Annotated in this window: 15 protein-coding genes; 3 read left to right on the top strand and 12 right to left on the bottom strand. The window is 41.0% G+C overall.

Going from position 1 to position 17,421, the window contains the following annotated elements; genetic code table 11:
• Window positions 1-281: 281 nt before the first annotated feature.
• From AACU28_RS10305 to AACU28_RS10285, 5 genes are all read right to left on the bottom strand, one after another.
• The gene (locus AACU28_RS10305; RefSeq protein WP_183091188.1) at window positions 282-1,346 is read right to left on the bottom strand and encodes an acyltransferase family protein; all 1,065 of its coding nucleotides are present in this window, start codon (window positions 1,344-1,346) and stop codon (window positions 282-284) included.
• Window positions 1,347-1,637: 291 nt separating this feature from the next.
• On the bottom strand, window positions 1,638-1,742 hold the full coding sequence (locus AACU28_RS10300; protein ID WP_241909124.1) for a recombinase family protein: 105 nt from the start codon (window positions 1,740-1,742) through the stop codon (window positions 1,638-1,640).
• A gap of 582 nt (window positions 1,743-2,324) precedes the next feature.
• The gene (gene groL / locus AACU28_RS10295; protein ID WP_017079119.1) at window positions 2,325-3,971 is read right to left on the bottom strand and encodes a chaperonin GroEL; all 1,647 of its coding nucleotides are present in this window, start codon (window positions 3,969-3,971) and stop codon (window positions 2,325-2,327) included.
• Between the two features lie 51 nt (window positions 3,972-4,022).
• The gene (locus AACU28_RS10290) at window positions 4,023-4,313 is read right to left on the bottom strand and encodes a co-chaperone GroES (RefSeq protein WP_004733324.1); all 291 of its coding nucleotides are present in this window, start codon (window positions 4,311-4,313) and stop codon (window positions 4,023-4,025) included.
• A 182-nt stretch (window positions 4,314-4,495) separates the two neighbouring features.
• On the bottom strand, window positions 4,496-5,614 hold the full coding sequence (locus AACU28_RS10285; protein WP_183091187.1) for an LPS O-antigen chain length determinant protein WzzB: 1,119 nt from the start codon (window positions 5,612-5,614) through the stop codon (window positions 4,496-4,498).
• Window positions 5,615-5,770: 156 nt separating this feature from the next.
• Here AACU28_RS10285 and AACU28_RS10280 point away from each other — a divergent pair, with 156 nt between their 5' ends.
• Both AACU28_RS10280 and AACU28_RS10275 read left to right on the top strand, forming a co-directional pair.
• Complete coding sequence (locus AACU28_RS10280; RefSeq protein WP_121602918.1) at window positions 5,771-7,120, top strand: MATE family efflux transporter; 1,350 nt, start codon at window positions 5,771-5,773, stop codon at window positions 7,118-7,120.
• A 60-nt stretch (window positions 7,121-7,180) separates the two neighbouring features.
• A complete protein-coding gene (locus AACU28_RS10275) occupies window positions 7,181-7,663 on the top strand; it encodes a methylated-DNA--[protein]-cysteine S-methyltransferase (protein ID WP_121602917.1) in 483 nt (160 codons plus the stop codon).
• 195 nt (window positions 7,664-7,858) lie between these two features.
• On the opposite strand, the gene gpmM is transcribed toward AACU28_RS10275, so the two are convergent.
• The gene (gpmM, locus tag AACU28_RS10270) at window positions 7,859-9,391 is read right to left on the bottom strand and encodes a 2,3-bisphosphoglycerate-independent phosphoglycerate mutase (RefSeq protein WP_121602916.1); all 1,533 of its coding nucleotides are present in this window, start codon (window positions 9,389-9,391) and stop codon (window positions 7,859-7,861) included.
• Between the two features lie 350 nt (window positions 9,392-9,741).
• Between gpmM and wecA (AACU28_RS10265) the strand changes: the two genes are divergently transcribed.
• Window positions 9,742-10,806, top strand: a complete 1,065-nt coding sequence (wecA, locus tag AACU28_RS10265) for a UDP-N-acetylglucosamine--undecaprenyl-phosphate N-acetylglucosaminephosphotransferase (RefSeq protein ID WP_121602915.1) — start codon at window positions 9,742-9,744, stop codon at window positions 10,804-10,806.
• A gap of 273 nt (window positions 10,807-11,079) precedes the next feature.
• On the opposite strand, the gene wecA (AACU28_RS10260) is transcribed toward wecA (AACU28_RS10265), so the two are convergent.
• The 6 genes from wecA (AACU28_RS10260) to AACU28_RS10235 form a co-directional block, all read right to left on the bottom strand.
• Window positions 11,080-12,159 (bottom strand): UDP-N-acetylglucosamine--undecaprenyl-phosphate N-acetylglucosaminephosphotransferase, encoded by a 1,080-nt coding sequence (gene wecA, locus AACU28_RS10260; protein ID WP_121602914.1) that lies wholly within the window; start codon window positions 12,157-12,159, stop codon window positions 11,080-11,082.
• A gap of 110 nt (window positions 12,160-12,269) precedes the next feature.
• Window positions 12,270-13,490, bottom strand: a complete 1,221-nt coding sequence (locus AACU28_RS10255; RefSeq protein WP_121602913.1) for a glycosyltransferase family 4 protein — start codon at window positions 13,488-13,490, stop codon at window positions 12,270-12,272.
• Between the two features lie 86 nt (window positions 13,491-13,576).
• Window positions 13,577-14,779: a hypothetical protein gene (locus AACU28_RS10250; protein ID WP_121602912.1), complete on the bottom strand. Its 1,203-nt coding sequence runs from the start codon at window positions 14,777-14,779 to the stop codon at window positions 13,577-13,579.
• On the bottom strand, window positions 14,776-15,768 hold the full coding sequence (locus AACU28_RS10245; protein WP_121602911.1) for a polysaccharide deacetylase family protein: 993 nt from the start codon (window positions 15,766-15,768) through the stop codon (window positions 14,776-14,778). Before AACU28_RS10245 ends, AACU28_RS10250 begins: the two co-directional genes overlap by 4 nt.
• The gene (locus AACU28_RS10240; protein ID WP_121602910.1) at window positions 15,765-16,760 is read right to left on the bottom strand and encodes a lipid II:glycine glycyltransferase FemX; all 996 of its coding nucleotides are present in this window, start codon (window positions 16,758-16,760) and stop codon (window positions 15,765-15,767) included. Before AACU28_RS10240 ends, AACU28_RS10245 begins: the two co-directional genes overlap by 4 nt.
• A complete protein-coding gene (locus AACU28_RS10235; RefSeq protein ID WP_121602909.1) occupies window positions 16,729-17,355 on the bottom strand; it encodes a CatB-related O-acetyltransferase in 627 nt (208 codons plus the stop codon). Before AACU28_RS10235 ends, AACU28_RS10240 begins: the two co-directional genes overlap by 32 nt.
• Window positions 17,356-17,421 lie beyond the last annotated feature (66 nt).

The following is a 17,421-nucleotide window of genomic DNA, read 5'->3' as shown; positions in this document are numbered from 1 at the left end:
GCAATGGAGCGAACTGGTATACACGAGTAAAAAGCGGCATACATTGTTAGTCATGAAGGGGGCAAAACCATGACTTACGGTTATTATTCTAAAGGATTCACACTCCCGCAACTAAAAGCAGCATACGATCAATGTGTCGAACAGATTATTTGGCGAACATTCCCAATAGGACCTACCTAGAGGAAAAATTGCAAAAAACAAAACCCATCCTAAATACATGCTCTGGGATGGATTTTCTATTTGTCACATGGGTATAACCTAGCTCCATAAGCTACTAAGTTTTAACTTCTAATATCACGCTTGTTTTCTTTAAGGATGCTAAGTACCCGGCTTATTTTTTTACACTGTGAAACTAAACTCCCTTCAATATACCTATAACTCAAATATGAAAGGAGCAAGGTCAATACTGTATAAGTAGAAAACAATAGTAAATCATTGTTATAATAGTCTTTAGTACTAAAAATATAGCTACAAATTGGAATAGATATTGCTGCATGGATTAAATATGTAGAATAGGAATAATCGCCTAACTTTTTAAACGGTAAAAAAATATAACTCTCAAATAATTTACCGTTACACATGAGAAGCGCAACCACCAATAAAACAATAGCAGTTATTTTATAGAGTTGAGCACCTCCATAGATAAAGAAACCACAAGAGAAAGACAACAACAGCAATGATATAAGGTTATTAGTCTTGAATAAGCCTTTAGTATAGCCAAGTCCAATAATAATCCCCCAACCAAACTCACGAATATATTGAGATTCAAAAAAGAAACTATAGGCATCAAACGGCCATAATTGACGAGAAAACAACAATAAAACAACTACAGGTATAAACCAATACTTCCTGAAAATTAGCATACTAGACATGCATATTATATAGAATGACACTTCAAATAACAAAGTCCAACCAACTGTTAAGTATGGATAAGCTCCAAGAGAGGGTGATGGGTTTTCATGATGTATGAACAATAAGGACTTTATCAGCGATGACACTGTCCATCCTGAAGTTATAGCATCTGGTATAAAAAATGAGAGAATAACCATTACTAATGTATAGAACCAATAAGGGGGTATCACTCGTAACAATCTATTTATTATAAACTTTTTTGCATTTAGCATTCGCTGTGCGCTTAAAAATATAATAAAGCCACTGATAACAAAGAATATATCAACCCCAAGCTTTCCATAATGCATAAGAAAATAGCCTATATTTCTTCCGAATATACTTTTCGACATATCCCAGGAAAAAAACAGTTGACTATAGTGATGATAAACAACAAGCCAAGCCGCCACTCCTCTTAGGATCTGGAGTGATAATATTTGTTGATTTTTCTTGTCCAAAGCAGACACCTTTAATACATCATTATGGTTAGTAAAAAGGTTAATCATACCCTAAATTAAGATGCTGTAAATTAAATATATACTTCGTTTTTACAACCATCTTTTACTAATAGATAAACACTTGAAAGACTAACATCAAGTACTTTCGCTATTTCTTATTTACTCGTACCACTAGCTATAAGCTCCAAGCTTACTTAGATCTAACAATCGGTTTACGCCTTTTGAATTTGCAATAGCAATGCCTTCAGCTTGCCTTTCAAGTACCAACTGCTGCTCAAGCTAGCAACCGCATCAATCATCAATCATCAATTGATCTGTCGGTGATTGTTTATTGATGTCAAGGTTCAGTACCACCAGCGATACTCCCTTTTGCTCCAAATAATCGACTACTTCCAACAGATGTTTTGTGTTTATTGCCAACCGACAAAGCTTGGTTACTGTTATTGCGTCCCCTTCTCACACACAATACAGCCTTGTAGTGAACTGTAGACAGTCTACCTTTGCTCCTGACTCTTTTTCTCTGAGCACCTTGTCACATGCTTTCAAGGCAGGAATAATCTTGCGAAAAAGACGCTTACGCTTAAAGGGCTTAGCGGAATTCACAAAAGAAAATGGCGGTGGTATCAGGCTTTAAGTTGTGATGAGAAGAAGTACGGAAAATTCGATTCAGCTAGCTAGGGGCGATATGATATTTGACGATTACTTTCAGAACTATTCGCGAGAGGAGCTGCATACCTACATTTTCATGGATTGAAACTTAGAGAATCCTAAACGAGCCAATTAATCAGAGGACTTTATGTTTGATGAAATTCAAGAGACGCAATGGCACTCAGGACAGCTAGTACAAGAGAAAGGATGGAATTGCCATCAAAAAAGGGATGCCAGCGTCTTCAAACTAACATCCCTCAGTGTCTACATTGGTGTCCATGTTCGATTTTAAGTCATTATTTAATAATACCTTAAATCAACATAGGCGACTTACATCATGCCGCCCATACCACCCATACCGCCCATGCCACCCATATCAGGCATTGCAGGGCCAGAATCTTGTGGCTTATCAGTGATCATCGCTTCTGTTGTGATCATAAGACCAGCAACCGATGCTGCGAACTGAAGTGCAGAACGAGTTACCTTAGTTGGATCTAGGATACCCATTGCAATCATGTCACCGTATTCGCCAGTAGCTGCGTTGTAACCGTAGTTACCTTCACCAGCGCGAACGTTGTTAGCAACAACAGATTCTTCATCACCAGCATTGGTCGTGATTTGACGGATAGGCGCTTCCATTGCACGTAGTGCAACGCGGATACCTACGTTTTGCTCTTCGTTGTCGCCTTCAAGGCCAGCAACTTTAGACGCTGCGCGGATAAGTGCAACACCACCACCAGCAACCACACCTTCTTCAACAGCAGCGCGAGTTGCGTGAAGTGCATCTTCTACGCGGTCTTTCTTCTCTTTCATCTCAACTTCAGTCGCAGCGCCAACTTTGATTACTGCAACACCGCCAGCTAGCTTAGCTACGCGCTCTTGAAGTTTTTCTTTATCGTAGTCAGACGTTGCATCTTCGATTTGTTGACGAATTTGAGAAACACGACCTTTGATCATCTCTTCATTACCCGCACCATCGATGATGGTTGAGTTTTCTTTAGTGATCGTAATACGCTTAGCTTGACCTAGGTCTTCTAGCGTTACTTTCTCAAGGTCTAGGCCAATCTCTTCAGAGATAACCGTGCCGCCCGTTAGGATAGCGATGTCTTGCAGCATAGATTTACGACGGTCGCCGAAACCAGGTGCTTTAACAGCCGCTACTTTAACGATGCCACGCATGTTGTTCACAACAAGAGTTGCTAGCGCTTCGCCTTCTACATCTTCAGCGATGATAAGAAGTGGACGAGATGCCTTAGCAACCGCTTCTAGAGTCGGAAGAAGTTCACGGATGTTCGACACTTTCTTGTCGATAAGAAGAATGAACGGGCTATCTAGATCAACAGAACCTGCTTCTTGGTTGTTGATGAAGTAAGGAGATAGGTAACCGCGGTCGAACTGCATACCTTCAACTACGTCTAGCTCGTCTTGCAGAGCCTGACCTTCTTCAACCGTGATTACACCATCACGACCTACTTTTTCCATCGCTTCAGCAATGATGTTACCTACTGTCGAATCAGAGTTCGCAGAGATAGTACCTACTTGCGCGATAGCTTTCGTGTCTGAACAAGGAACAGATAGGTTCTTGAGCTCTTCAACAGCTGCGATAACCGCTTTGTCGATGCCGCGCTTAAGATCCATTGGGTTCATGCCAGCAGCAACCGCTTTTAGGCCTTCAGCGATAATAGACTGAGCCAATACTGTCGCTGTTGTTGTTCCGTCGCCCGCCGCGTCATTCGCTTGCGAAGCCACTTCTTTAACCATTTGTGCGCCCATGTTTTGGAACTTGTCTTCAAGTTCGATTTCACGTGCAACTGAAACACCATCTTTAGTGATCGTTGGTGCGCCAAATGATTTGTCTAGAACAACATTACGGCCTTTAGGACCTAGCGTTACTTTTACTGCGTCAGCCAGAACGTTTACACCTTCTAGCATTTTAATACGTGCGTCGTTACCAAATTTAACGTCTTTAGCAGCCATCTTAATTTCCTTTAAAATTCTTTATTAAATCAGTTCAATGTGTGGCGCGGATTACTCAACGATCGCCATGATGTCGTTTTCAGACATGATCAGAACTTCTTTGCCGTCGATCTTTTCAGTTTTAGTGCCGTAGCCTTCAGAAAAGATAACAGTATCGCCAACTTTAACGTCCAATGGTTGTACTGAACCATTTTCTAAAATGCGGCCTTTGCCAACAGCTAGAATAGTACCGCGAGTTGATTTTTCAGCGGCAGAACCAGTTAGAACGATGCCACCAGCAGATTTAGATTCAACTTCTTGGCGCTCAACGATAACTCGGTCGTGTAGAGGACGGATATTCATCGGTCGGATCTCCTGATAATTTCCATTTAATTTGATAGTTGCCACGATTGGCATGGGGTTACCCAATATGTTGGGGCGATGTGGAAGAACCCAAGGGGGGAGGTGGACTTTTTGTGAGGAAACTCAAACAACAAGGAGTGAGAAAAGAAAAATGGCCAGTGATAACACTAGCCATTAGAAACTTAGTCTTCTTTTCTAAACACAAAACGTATTAGAACGATCGCAACCCCAAACATACCACCTAACAATGTTCCAAATATAACTATCAAAGCACGTTTAGGTTTATCACGAGTTATCGGTTTTTCAACATTATCTAAGTAACGGAACGTTTGAAACTCAGCATTTCGATCAATTTCAAGATTCTTCAACATATCCAGTTTTGCATTTATTTGTTGAAGACGAGGCTCAATAACACTTAAATTTTTAACTGACTCCAGGGCTTTAACTTTTGCATCTAAGCCCTTAGCACCGAGATCGATGCTAAATAGCTCACTCTCATTGCCTGTTTGAATTGGTCTATCGACTCCTGCAGACTTGGCAATTTGGGCTGCATATTTTGTTCGCTCAGTTTCAACTAACAACTTAGTACTTGCCTGGCTTTCTAAAATTCTTTTTTGTTGAATCAGCTCATTATGCTTGCTATTCACTATAGCGCGTAAGTTATTAAATGCATCTTCACGAGCTTTTAACTCTGTAGTCAAAATGTAAGCTGTTAACAAGTCGAAACTACTTTCCTTAGTCGTTGTTTGAAAACTAATAGTATATGGTGAATTAAGCTCCTTTTTGTCGACTTTAGAAGCAGAAATACTATCAAACCATTTAGCATATAAGATTCTAACTTCATCCGGTGTCATATTAGAACTATCAACTAGCATAGAGTTTTTAAACTCCTGAAACTCAGCACTATTACCTAAGAAATCTCTCTTATTATCCGCAGAGTTAAAGATATTCATAAAACGCTGAAACAATACCTTAGGGTCAACTAAACTATCCAGTTCTTTACTGACAAGGACGGTGCCATCCTCTTGATAGATATCGAAAATAGGTTGAAACTGCTTCACTTGTTGCTGATATGCAGCTAAATTTTGGGGTTGACCCTTTGTGATCTTTGCATTGGAAGACCACAACTCTTGAGCTAACAAAGCAAAAGTAATACTACTAGCAGTAAATAAAGCAGTCACCAATATGACAATTAACTTGCCGTCCCACAAGGCCTTAAAAAGCTCTATCAAATCAATCTTATCGCCCGTTGTATCCATCGATGGGTCTTGCGGGGAGTGTGCTTGTGTATGCTGCTTCACTGTAAATCTCTCAAAACATCTAAATTAATAACGGCAGAATGCTATCACACCGTATGCTGTTAGTATTGTGTGATTTGTAAACTTTATGAAAGCGATCTTCAGACTACTCACAATTCACTGTATTCTACTCATATTCTAGTTCAATCGGCGTTTTGCATGCAAGATAAGCACGGGCTATTAACTGCCCCAATTGAGAGTACATTGCGTACCATGACCATACCGACCATATTCGGTATGGTGTCGATCTTGATGTTTAACCTCGTCGATACTTTCTTTATCTCATTGTTGGGTACTCAAGCCCTTGCTGCGGTGAGCTTTACCTTCCCAATCACCTTTGCGATTAACTGCATCACCATGGGGATAGGTATCGGCCTTTCGACATGTATTGGGCGGTTGCTTGGCCAAGGCTGCGCGCAAAACGCAGCAAGGTTTACCTGTCATGGATTATTACTCGCATTACTTCTGGTCTGTTGCGCTTCCGCCGTTGGCATTATCTCACTCGAACCCCTATTTACTTTGTTGGGTGCCGAAACAGAGTTACTGCCTCTGATATCCGAGTACATGCTGATCTGGTATGTCACCATTCCCCTATTAGTGATCCCAATGGCAGGCAACAGTGCCATTCGTGCCAGTGGCGATACCAAAACGCCCGCTAAAATCATGATGCTGGCAGGGTTAATCAACGGCGTTCTCGACCCTTTGCTCATTTTTGGATACGGCCCCTTCCCTGAATTAGGGATTCAAGGTGCTGCAATTGCCAGTGGTTTCAGTTGGTTTGGCGCTCTGTGTTGCTCGCTGTACATCTTGATTAAACGAGAGAAGCTTCTGGCTTTACCGAATATCAAAAACATCCTTAGCGATTGGCATCAAATACTCACCATCGGCACTCCTGCTGCGCTGTCCAACGCGCTCAATCCATTAGCCGGCGCCATTATTATGATGATGTTGGCCAAACAAGGAACTGAAGCCGTTGCTGCTTATGGCGCTGCCCAGCGTATTGAATCCATTCTTATCATTGTGTTGATGTCTCTGACCTCGGCCCTTACGCCTTTCATGGCGCAGAACTTTGGCGCAAACAACCCTCAACGCAGCTTTAAGGCATTGTTTCTGAGTATGCGTTTTGCTGTGATGTTCCAAGGTTTGATTTTCTTGATGATGGTACCACTGAGCATCCCCTTAGCCGCTCTATTCTCTCAAGAAGAATCCGTACGAGGCATTTTGTGGCATTACTTGTTGGTCGTTCCCTTTAGCTATGGGTTCCAAGGTATTGTGATGATGCTGATCAGCGGCATGAATGCCATGCATCAACCACTCAAAGCCTTTCAATGGAGCTTCATGCGTTTGTTTGTCTTTACCTTGCCGTTCGCTTGGATCGGCAGCCAAATCGATAGTGTCGAAGGGCTGTTTATAGGCTTAGCCTTGGGGAACGTCATGGGTGGTATTTCAGGGTATTGCTTTGCACTTCGTGTTAGGGGTAAAGCAGATGCGGGATGCGAAAAGATATAAGAGCAGATTCGAGATTCGAAGATCTTGAGAGCAGAAAGAGACTAAAAGAAGGAAGATGACATGGAAGACACCACTTACAAAATGCTTTATGACGCACCAATTGGCAAGATGATCATTGTGAGTAATGGTGTGTCGCTTATTGAAATTGACCATGTAAATCATGAAGAGCCAATGACTAGCAATCCAGATGACCTTTGCCAACTGGCAGCGAAACAGTTAGATGAGTACTTTGCAGGTCAACGAATAGAATTCGATTTGCCATTAAGAGCGATAAAAGGCACTGACTTTCAAAAAGCAGCTTGGCAGGCTTTAACAACCATTCCTTATGGCGAAGCCATCAGTTACGGTGAGCAAGCAAAGAGAATGGACAACCCAAAAGCCGTAAGAGCTGTGGGTGGCGCAAATGGCAAGAATCCATTTAGTATTGTTGTTCCCTGCCACCGAGTGATTGGTGCGAATGGGACATTAACCGGCTACACCGGTGGCATGAACCGCAAAGAATGGTTGTTGGATTTTGAGCGTTCAGTTTTGAAAGCAAGATGAGAGTAGCGAGTGACGAGATGCGAAAATATATAACAGCCCTCATTCTGTTAGTGACCCGCTTACTCGCATCATGCACCAGCCCTTAAGCTCTTCGATACTCGCTTACTCGTATCTCGCATCTATAAAAAAGCCCGCACTTTGAAGTACGGGCTTTCAAAATCGTTAAAGCTCAACGTGAACCGCTGAGCCAAACAATTACTTAACGATCACATCACCTGACATCTCAGCCGGGATTGCGATACCAGACAGAGAAAGCATCGTTGGTGCTAGGTCAGACAGCTTACCGCCTTCTTTGAACTCAACGTTTTTGCTGCCCACGTAGATAAGTGGCACTGGTAGATTAGTGTGCGCTGTGTGGATACCGCCCGTTTCTGGGTTTACCATCATTTCCGCGTTACCGTGGTCTGCAGTGATAAGCAGTTGACCGTCTGCTTCTTTGATTGCTTCAACCACTTTACCAAGACATTCGTCTAGTGACTCTACGGCTTTAACCGCTGCATCGTAAACGCCAGTGTGGCCAACCATGTCACAGTTAGGGAAGTTACACACGATAGCGTCGTATTTGCCGCTTTTGATAGCTGCAACTAGCTTTTCAGTTAGCTCTGGTGCGCTCATTTCTGGCTGTAGATCGTACGTTGCTACTTTTGGAGACGCAACAAGCTGACGCTCTTCGCCTTCAAACTCGTCTTCTTTACCGCCGTTGAAGAAGAAAGTCACGTGCGCGTATTTCTCTGTTTCAGAGATACGTAGCTGCGTTTTGCCTTCTTTCGATAGCCACTCACCGTAGGTGTTCTCTAGAGAAGCCGGTGGGAATGCACATAGAAGTGGGATGTCTGCCGCATATTGAGTCAGCATCACGAAATCGATCGTTGGGAATACGTTACGAGCAAAACCGTCGAAATCAGGCACGAATGCACGCGTAATTTCACGGGCACGGTCGGCACGGTAGTTCATGAAGATAACCGCATCGCCATCAACGATAGCGGCTGATTCTTCGCCTTCCGCTTTGATTTCAGTCGCTTTCACGAACTCATCGTTTTCGTCACGAGCGTAAGCTGCTTCTAAGCCAGCAACCGCTGTATCAAACGTGAATTCACCTTTCGCTTCGGTAAGCAGGTCGTAAGATTCTTGAACGCGATCCCAGTTGTTATCACGGTCCATTGCGTAGTAGCGACCAATAAGCGAAGCCACACGGCCTTTGCCTAGCTTAGCAAACAACTCTTGGAAACGAGCTAATGTGTTTTCTGCGCTACGAGGCGGCGTATCACGACCGTCTAGGAATGCGTGTAGGTAGATTTTCTCTGCGCCACGCTCTGCTGCCATTTCAACAGCTGCGTAGATGTGATCTTCATGAGAGTGAACGCCACCTGGAGACATAAGACCCATGATGTGCACGGCTTTGTCTGCTTTAACTGCTTTATCAACAGCATTCACTAGCGCTTCAGTTTGAGCGAACTCGCCGTCTGCGATTGATTTAGTAATGCGCGTTAAATCTTGGTATACCACGCGACCCGCACCAATGTTGGTGTGACCCACTTCAGAGTTACCCATTTGGCCATCAGGTAGGCCTACATCTAAGCCAGAAGCCGAGATTAGCGTGTTAGGTTGGTTAGCAATAAGACCGTCTAAAACTGGAGTCTTAGCGTTCGCGATAGCGTTGTCTTGGTTGTCTTCACGGTAACCGTAACCGTCAAGGATCACTAGAGCCATTGGCTTCTTAGCTGACATAGGACTGACCTCGTTCAATTCAAAATAAATCGGTATAAAAACAAATTAGCGTAATTTTACTACAGTTTACAGTCAAAACTGTAGCGGAAGATCAAGAAACGTCGCAGGTAGGCGGATCGGATGTGAAAAAAAATGTCATTTTGTGTTTAAGGCACCTACAAAGCTTAAGTAATAATACTGGCCAAAGCATCGTAGCCACCATTCTTAATTAACATTCAATTACATACTAAAACCGAATATCACACTCAAAACACGCCCAACAAAACATACTCAACCAAGTGTACATATTGATAGTTTTAGCGTAAGATACACGCAAATAAACTCCTACAAAAAATTGGCTAGAGTTCATCATGTTATTAGAGCTATCATTTGTTGGCTTTTTCTCCTTTTCCTCACTCTTTTTGATGCGAAAAGTGGCGAAAGCCGTCGGCTTAGTGGATAAACCCAACGAAAGAAAGCTGCACAATGGTGCGATCCCACTGGTAGGCGGTATTGCTATCAGTTTATCGATAGGCCAGTTTATCGTCACGCACCCCGATGTGATTCCCCATAGCCAGCTCTTTTTAGCCTCTATCGCCGCGCTGATTTTTATCGGCGCGCTTGATGACAAATTCGATATCAGTTTCAAGATTCGCCTTGTGGCTCAAGCGTCCCTCTCCATTTGTATGATGTATTTCGCCGATATCCGACTAGAGCACATTGGTAACCTCTTTGGAACCGGAGAACTGCACTTAGGGTTCCTGAGCCCTGTAATCACGGTACTTGCAGTGATTGGTGCTATTAATGCGTTCAATATGGTCGATGGCATTGATGGCCTGTTAGGTGGCCTTGCGATTGTGACATTTGCGGGTATCGCCATTTTGCTTAAAATCGACAGTCAACACGGCTTAGCTTACTTGTGTGCTGTATTCATTGCCGCGACTATTCCCTATATTTTAATGAATCTCGGTATTCTTGGGCGAGAGCGTAGAGTTTTCATGGGTGATGCTGGCAGCATGATGATTGGCTTTACTGTGATTTGGTTACTTCTGGGCGCAAGCCAAGATCCATCAGAAGCCATGATGCGACCGATTACTGCATTATGGCTAATTGCTGTCCCGCTGATGGACATGGCCGCCATCATGTTCAGACGCGTACGACGCGGTGACTCCCCTTTCAAGCCCGACCGTGAACACCTACACCATATTTTCCAACGCCTTGGTTTTACATCGCGTCAAACGCTCGCCATCATTTGTGCCATCGCAAGTAGCTTTGCTGGCTTCGGTATCTACGGTGAATTCCTAGAGATCGCTGAATCGACCATGTTCATCCTGTTTATGATGTGTTTTGCTTCATACACTGTAGCCATGAGCTATGTTTGGCGTATCACAAGCTGGATTAGAAGTTGGCGTAACCTTCCAGAAAAAGTCTACTAGTGATTAGAAGTGTATTAATGGCTTAGGTTTTCAATTGAAGATGATTGAGAGCAAAAGTGCTTACATCTAAAACTTCTTAAGCTAAACGCAAAAAGGGCCCAATCTCGACATGAAATTGGGCCCTTTTTCTATGTTTGTCTTAGTTTGAGCTATTGTAACTTAACTGCTTTAACTCTTTAACTCTTTAACTCTTTAACTCTTTAACTCTTTAACTCTCTGATTTACCCAGCTAAGCACTGCGATAGTAGACTTGTCCGTTAACGACACATCAAACTATTTCGCTTCTAACTTCTTCCACTTTCTTACAATCTTGGCCATCTTAAATGAGTGCGTCATCGCGTAAGTGTGCAATAAGAAACACGCAACAATGGTGTAGAACATAATGTATTCTGGTACTTGGAAGTATTCGCCTAATAAGCCCAGCGTTGAATAGGCCAATTGCACCAAGCAAATCACCACTAGCGACTCGCGTGGTGTGAAACCGATGCGCTGCATGATGTGGTGAAAATGCTCGCGGTCAGGGTAGAACGGAGAATGCCCCTTACGAATCCGACGGATCATAATGGCCATCATATCAATCAAAGGCACCGCGATTAACCACAAGGCGGTCACAGGTCTAATCATATACTTGGCCTCCTCGTGTTGCGTTCCGCCAATTAACACCCAGATGACAATGAAGCCGATCATCATGCTGCCGGCATCGCCCATAAACACTTTACGCAGTTTGCCAAAATACCCTAAATTAAACAGAACAAAGGGTAATAAGATCACCACCATCACCGCCATAAAAAAGGCGTAAAACTCGAGTTCATAAGCGAAGAACACCACACCTAACGATGCAAATACCACCATGCTTAAGCCACCTAGCAGCCCATCAATACCATCGACCATGTTAAAGGCGTTAATGGCAGCAATCACGGCAATTACAGTAACAATACTGTCGACCACTATTGGGAAATCTAGCACGCCTAAGCCGAACACATCACCAACATGAGAGAGGGTTAATCCAGAATAATGCATGATGATCAGCGCTAAGATGGCTTGCACGCCCATTCGGAGCTTAAAGCTGATATCAAAACGGTCGTCAGCCACTCCAATCAATACCAGTGCCGTTAAGCACGCTGCCGCTATCTCTACATTCTTGAACTCAGCTGCATTCACGTAAAGGAAGTACAACACAGTGATGCAGAGAGAGATCCCACCCACCAAAGGAACCACACCTTCATGATGTTTTCTGGCATTTGGTTTATCGACTAAGCCAACGGCATAGCCCACTTTACGCATACAGTACAACACCGAAAAGGAAAGAAAGAAGAACAGGGAAAGTTCGACAATGTATTCAAACAGTGACATGGGTTTAAGCCTTGGGGAGAATTGAGGTGATTATGAGATTATGAATTAAATTGAATAGATAACATCTAAAGGTGTTTCAACCCAATATTAAGTTGAGACGATTACCCTCTTTAGCCAACATGCTTTTCAAAAACAGAGACCATATCCGCCGCCATAATATCTCGGCTAAACTTAGGGGCAGCTTCTATACTGCTGGTTCGTACTTGCTGGTACAGTTCTTGGTCTTCATGTAGTTTTAAGATTGCAGCAGTAATTTGATCTACACTTTCACTTTCGACTACCAGACCTGAATTTGTCTCGCGAATAATAGCGGTGGCTTCACCCTCTGGCACGCTCATTATCGTTGGTATCCCCATACCCATGCATTCAAAGATTTTAGAGGGTATAACGGTTTTAAATAGCTCGCTATTAACTAAGGGAACCAATGAAACGTCGCAAAGAGACCATAACTTAGGCATCATCTCTTTTGGCTGTCGATCAATGAGCACTACATTCTTAAGGCCTTTTTGCTGGATTAGGTCAACGACTTTTTGTCTAGCTGCCCCGCCTCCGGCAAAAACAATGCGAATATTATCATCATGTTGCAATCTCTCCGCCACAGATACTATATGCTCGAGCCCATGAGCCATGCCGTGAGTACCTATATAACCTGCGACAAACTTACCTTCTAACCCATACTGTTTTGCAAGCTCAGTATCTTTGTCCTGTGGTCCATATTTAGATAAGTCGACACCATTAAGAACGACTTCAATCTTGCTTCCACCAACTCCACGCTCAATGAGCTCCTTTTTGAATGCGTGAGTCACTGACACAATTGCGTCCGCTCGCTTATAAAGAAACATCTCTATTTTTTCGAGTAGGCGAATTGCTTTGCTGTCTTTCATCGCACCAACAGCTGTAATCGAGGCTGGCCATATATCACGTAGTTCGAAAACAAATGGCTTTCTACGAATTGCAGAAAGTGCCCATCCGGCGCAAACACAGAAGAACTGAGGTGACGTCGCTACGATAACATCCGGTTTCTTCTGAAACAGCCCTGCGATGAAGCCCGTTACCATGAATGACATGTAATCCAGAATACGTTTTACAAAACCTTCATTCGCAGTGATGAACGTTTTTACACGAACAACATTTATGCCATCAAGATCTTGAGTTTGATACCAGCGATTTTTAAACCCATCAAATACCTTACCCTCAGGAAAGTTTGGTGCACACGTAATCACCGTCACTTTATGACCTGCTTTCACCCAGCGGATAGCATGTTCATAAGTTCTGGTTGCTGGCGCATTGCCTTCTGGTGGGAAATTATCTGTCAAAAATAGAATATACATTTAAGCTCTTTTAAGGCTTTAGCCAATTTAATTATTTTGCAAAATAAAAAACCGAAAATAAATTTATTCATGGCTCTTTTTAAAAATTAAAATCGTATTTTTGAAAAAAACACGAATTTAAGAAAAAAATAAAGGAGAGACATATATACAATTGTTGGAATACCAAAGAGATTACCTATCGCACCTCCCATCAACCAAGGTAACATCACAATAGATATATAAGTAAGTAACATCGTATTCGTAATTAGGCTATCAGTGCTAAAAGACTTCCTTAGATATCTAACAGCCACACCTAAAACCGTACCTGTTATTAATGAAAAAACAAAATAAAAATACCTACCAAAATAATAAACACCCTCACCAAAGTTAGTAACTGTTAAATTAAACGCTCCAGACAAAGCTTCTTCTGGTTTAGGGTAAGTTAAATATCCCATCAAGCGTGTAATATTTATCTGAAGAAAGTCAACACTATTGACAGGATATCCGGTTAATAAAGAGCTCAGTTTATTACCGAATGCATATAATAGTGCCATCCACGCATCATCCCCACCATAAGGAAATATATTCCAAACTGCAACTGTCCCCTCAGAAGAAACTGATGTGGCTCGGGCCAATAAATATGAAAGGGCAACATCCATATCTAAACTCATGAAATAACTTGCAGAAACTAACATAAGTCCAAAAAAACAAGTCCCTACAAAAACAAGGTATCTAAATTTCAAAACTGGACTTAACTGAATTAATCCTGCGGAAGATATCAACAAAGCTGTATATTTAAACCCAGTTAACATACCAACAGAAATAGTCATTATATATACTAGTATCAGACGATTCCGTAAAAATCTAGACCTTGTAGAAAGTAAATATATGGCACTACACAAAGATATAATCCCAGCAGGTAAAAACATTGTGACAAAATTGTAAAAAAAGCCAAATGGGCCTAAGTTAGCTCGTAACTCCCCTCTGCCTATTTCACCATTTAACACAGCACCAGCCCCAAAGATCAACATTACACATATACAGAAAAGTATAATTCCCATACTTTGCGTATAAAGCCATTTAACTTTAAAATCGGAATAAAAACTTTCCGGTTGAAATTCTACTTGTCGGACCTTCCAAAAAGCAATAAAACAACAAACTGACAGTACAATAACTATGTGGATAAAATTACTTACCTTGATGTAATTGTCTATATCACCATATAAGTTAATCTGATGCTGAGAGAAGTTAAACAAACCAACAAACGGAAGCCATAAATATAGTAAAATAAAACCGAATAGTACTTTCATCGATAAAATTCTTTTCCAGAAATAATAGAAAACCCATGAGTTCTATAGTTTTCATTGCAGAATTTATCAAATATTGACAATGAATAACGAGAAAAAGCCTTCGGGTGGCCGATAGCTACAAAGTTTTTATGACCCTTATCAACATTAAAATTCAATGATTCTTGCAAATAACTAATTTTAAAACCATCTACTGAAGCTACAGAATAAGAAGAACGAATCAACAACTTGAAAATATCTTTTTTCCCCGCTCCTATGGGGCTTCCATCACCATAAATTTTGTGTTTCTTCATCTTAAACAACCTAATTAAAGCCAATTGCCAATAAAACATTGGACTAACTTTATATGAAGAAATTGGTAGTTCCACCATTCCGCCAGATTCTTCTTGTAATATATCATCAGAAAATACCCAAAAGTCTTTATCTGGTGCATGTCTATAATCAAACATATGTGTTTCTGAGTTATAATACCCTCCTTTGAAAACCGTACTATCAAGCCAGATATTATGCTTTTCAAACGCTTTTTTCAAATGAGAAAAAGGCTGAATACACCACCCCCCAGCCCTGTAGGCAAATACTGGACTATTGGTGAGTTCCTCTAGTACCTTTTTATAGTCACCAACAATTCGATCGACTTCCTCAGCAGAAAAGGCATTAAGAGTGAAGCGATTACACTTAAACAACCACTTACCGCCAGCATAAACCGCATCCTCCCAATGAGGATGGATATGCAATTGGACACTGTGACCTTCACCACACAGACTTTTTATCTGAGATGTTACGATTTTCAAGTCTCTTTTCAATACCTCATGCTCATCACAAAATTGATTCAGTTTAATCAAGTAACCAGCATCGACAAAAAACGTAGCCTTAATATCGTAACTATTTAGTATTTTTAATAACCTCTCCGTAGGCTCAATAATACTTTTCTCTAACGTGCCGCTATTAGACCCGAAAAATAATTCATAATCAAAAGTTAGAAAAATCTTCATTCTTCATCCTCAACTAACTGAGCTATAGGATCTGAATATTTCATTCCTTTAAAGAAAAAATAGCTCTTAACTGCAAAATTATATAATTTGAATTTAACTGGTGAAAAAATGACGTTAAAAGCATACCCCTTATCAAGCTCAGATCCAAATCGAGACTTAAAGCGTTGAATACCCTCGAATTTTGAACCAGGATCAACCCTCAATCTTGCTCCTACAAAATCATAATTTGATAAACCTAATGATTTCAAATGTAAGATAATACAATGCTGTAAAAAATTCACACTTCCTGTAAATGGCTGAGGTGAACTTCCTCCATATAGATAATAGCCACAGTTATCGTCATATAGAACAACTGCAGTACCTTGTAGTAAGTTGTCTTTATAAACAGCGGCTAAGAGCAAATTATCCGGAATATCACGTTGTAGATTTGTTAAAAAACTCAAAGATGGGAAATATGGTGAATTTTGACGTTCAAGTGTTTCTTTTATATTTCCATAAACAGTGTTAATAGAATCAGAAAAAACAACCTTAACTCCATCCTTTTCTGCTTTTCTAATCACATTTCGATGTTTTTTATGATAACCACCAATTAAGTCACTTTCGGACTGTTGTAAATTTAATAGGTAGCTACCCCAAGGGACTGTATTTATTTCCTTCGGTACTTTTTTAAAAACGCAATTTGATTGAGCTTTTCCAACAAAATCACATAATTTATTTTCTTCCAGGTATATCATCACAGCTCGAAGAAACAATGCTTCATCTTCATTCTCATTACCTGAAAAATTAATTGGTGTCGATGTGAAAATTAGCCGTTTGAACATTATCTTTTTATCGATAGTGTAAGGGATAATAAATACGTCTGATATCAACCAGCCAAAAATTGAAGATTTTGCTTTAAGGTAATCTTCTTTGGCAAATACGGGAAGTTCTCTGCCCAATTTAGATATAAATTCTGATTGTTTAGTTACATTTCTTACTTTTATTTTTGACATTATCAATCTCTGAAAGGAATATTTCGGGAGTATTCATTTTGGTTGAAAGGTTAACTAGATCTCCAATGTCACAATCCCACCAACAAGAATCTAATAACTGTTTAATTATTTCTGGAGAAAAACGATAGCCAATTAATTTAGCAGGAGCTCCAGCAACAATAGCATAGGGGGGAACATCTCTTGTAACAACACTCCCACCACCAATTATAGCTCCATGTCCTATAGTTACACCCGCAACAACTATCGCATTAGCATAAATAAGAACATCATGACCAATTTTAGTAAAACCTTTATCTTCATACTCATTATATAAGTCAGTGTTAATATAACCTCGGTTTGAAGAATAAAATATTGGGCTTGTTGAGACCAAGTTATGCGGGTGTGGACCGACTCCAATTTTTACATTATGGGATATTGAGCAATACTTACCTATCGATTTAGTATTTGCGTCAATCTGGGTATATTCATTTACAAATGTGTAGTCATCAATACTAACACCTGACTGTACCTTTACTTTCTCTCTTAATACAACCCCTTTACCTAGCCTTACATTCGGCAACACAAAGTTTGTATATATGGTGGCAGAAGGAAACATCACCTTCTTTAGGAAAAAAAAACAAAAGAAATAAGTATTTTTTTTAAAGCTATTTAACAAGTTAAC

It is taken from the genome of Vibrio sp. SBT000027 (assembly GCF_963894355.1).
Lineage (GTDB): Bacteria > Pseudomonadota > Gammaproteobacteria > Enterobacterales > Vibrionaceae > Vibrio > Vibrio splendidus.
This window is presented reverse-complemented; position numbering and strand designations above follow the sequence as displayed.

Excerpts from the sequence above, each read along its gene's own strand:
- AACU28_RS10240 (WP_121602910.1), bottom strand. The coding sequence starts at position 16,760 with ATGTCAAAAATAAAAGTAAGAAATGTAACTAAACAATCAGAATTTATA.
- wecA (WP_121602914.1), bottom strand. The coding sequence starts at position 12,159 with ATGTCACTGTTTGAATACATTGTCGAACTTTCCCTGTTCTTCTTTCTT.
- AACU28_RS10290 (WP_004733324.1), bottom strand. The coding sequence starts at position 4,313 with ATGAATATCCGTCCTCTACACGACCGAGTTATCGTTGAGCGCCAAGAA.
- AACU28_RS10235 (WP_121602909.1), bottom strand. The coding sequence starts at position 17,355 with ATGTTTCCTTCTGCCACCATATATACAAACTTTGTGTTGCCGAATGTA.
- AACU28_RS10255 (WP_121602913.1), bottom strand. The coding sequence starts at position 13,490 with ATGTATATTCTATTTTTGACAGATAATTTCCCACCAGAAGGCAATGCG.
- AACU28_RS10280 (WP_121602918.1), top strand. The coding sequence starts at position 5,771 with ATGCAAGATAAGCACGGGCTATTAACTGCCCCAATTGAGAGTACATTG.
- AACU28_RS10250 (WP_121602912.1), bottom strand. The coding sequence starts at position 14,779 with ATGAAAGTACTATTCGGTTTTATTTTACTATATTTATGGCTTCCGTTT.
- AACU28_RS10275 (WP_121602917.1), top strand. The coding sequence starts at position 7,181 with ATGGAAGACACCACTTACAAAATGCTTTATGACGCACCAATTGGCAAG.
- groL (WP_017079119.1), bottom strand. The coding sequence starts at position 3,971 with ATGGCTGCTAAAGACGTTAAATTTGGTAACGACGCACGTATTAAAATG.
- gpmM (WP_121602916.1), bottom strand. The coding sequence starts at position 9,391 with ATGTCAGCTAAGAAGCCAATGGCTCTAGTGATCCTTGACGGTTACGGT.
- AACU28_RS10245 (WP_121602911.1), bottom strand. The coding sequence starts at position 15,768 with ATGAAGATTTTTCTAACTTTTGATTATGAATTATTTTTCGGGTCTAAT.
- wecA (WP_121602915.1), top strand. The coding sequence starts at position 9,742 with ATGTTATTAGAGCTATCATTTGTTGGCTTTTTCTCCTTTTCCTCACTC.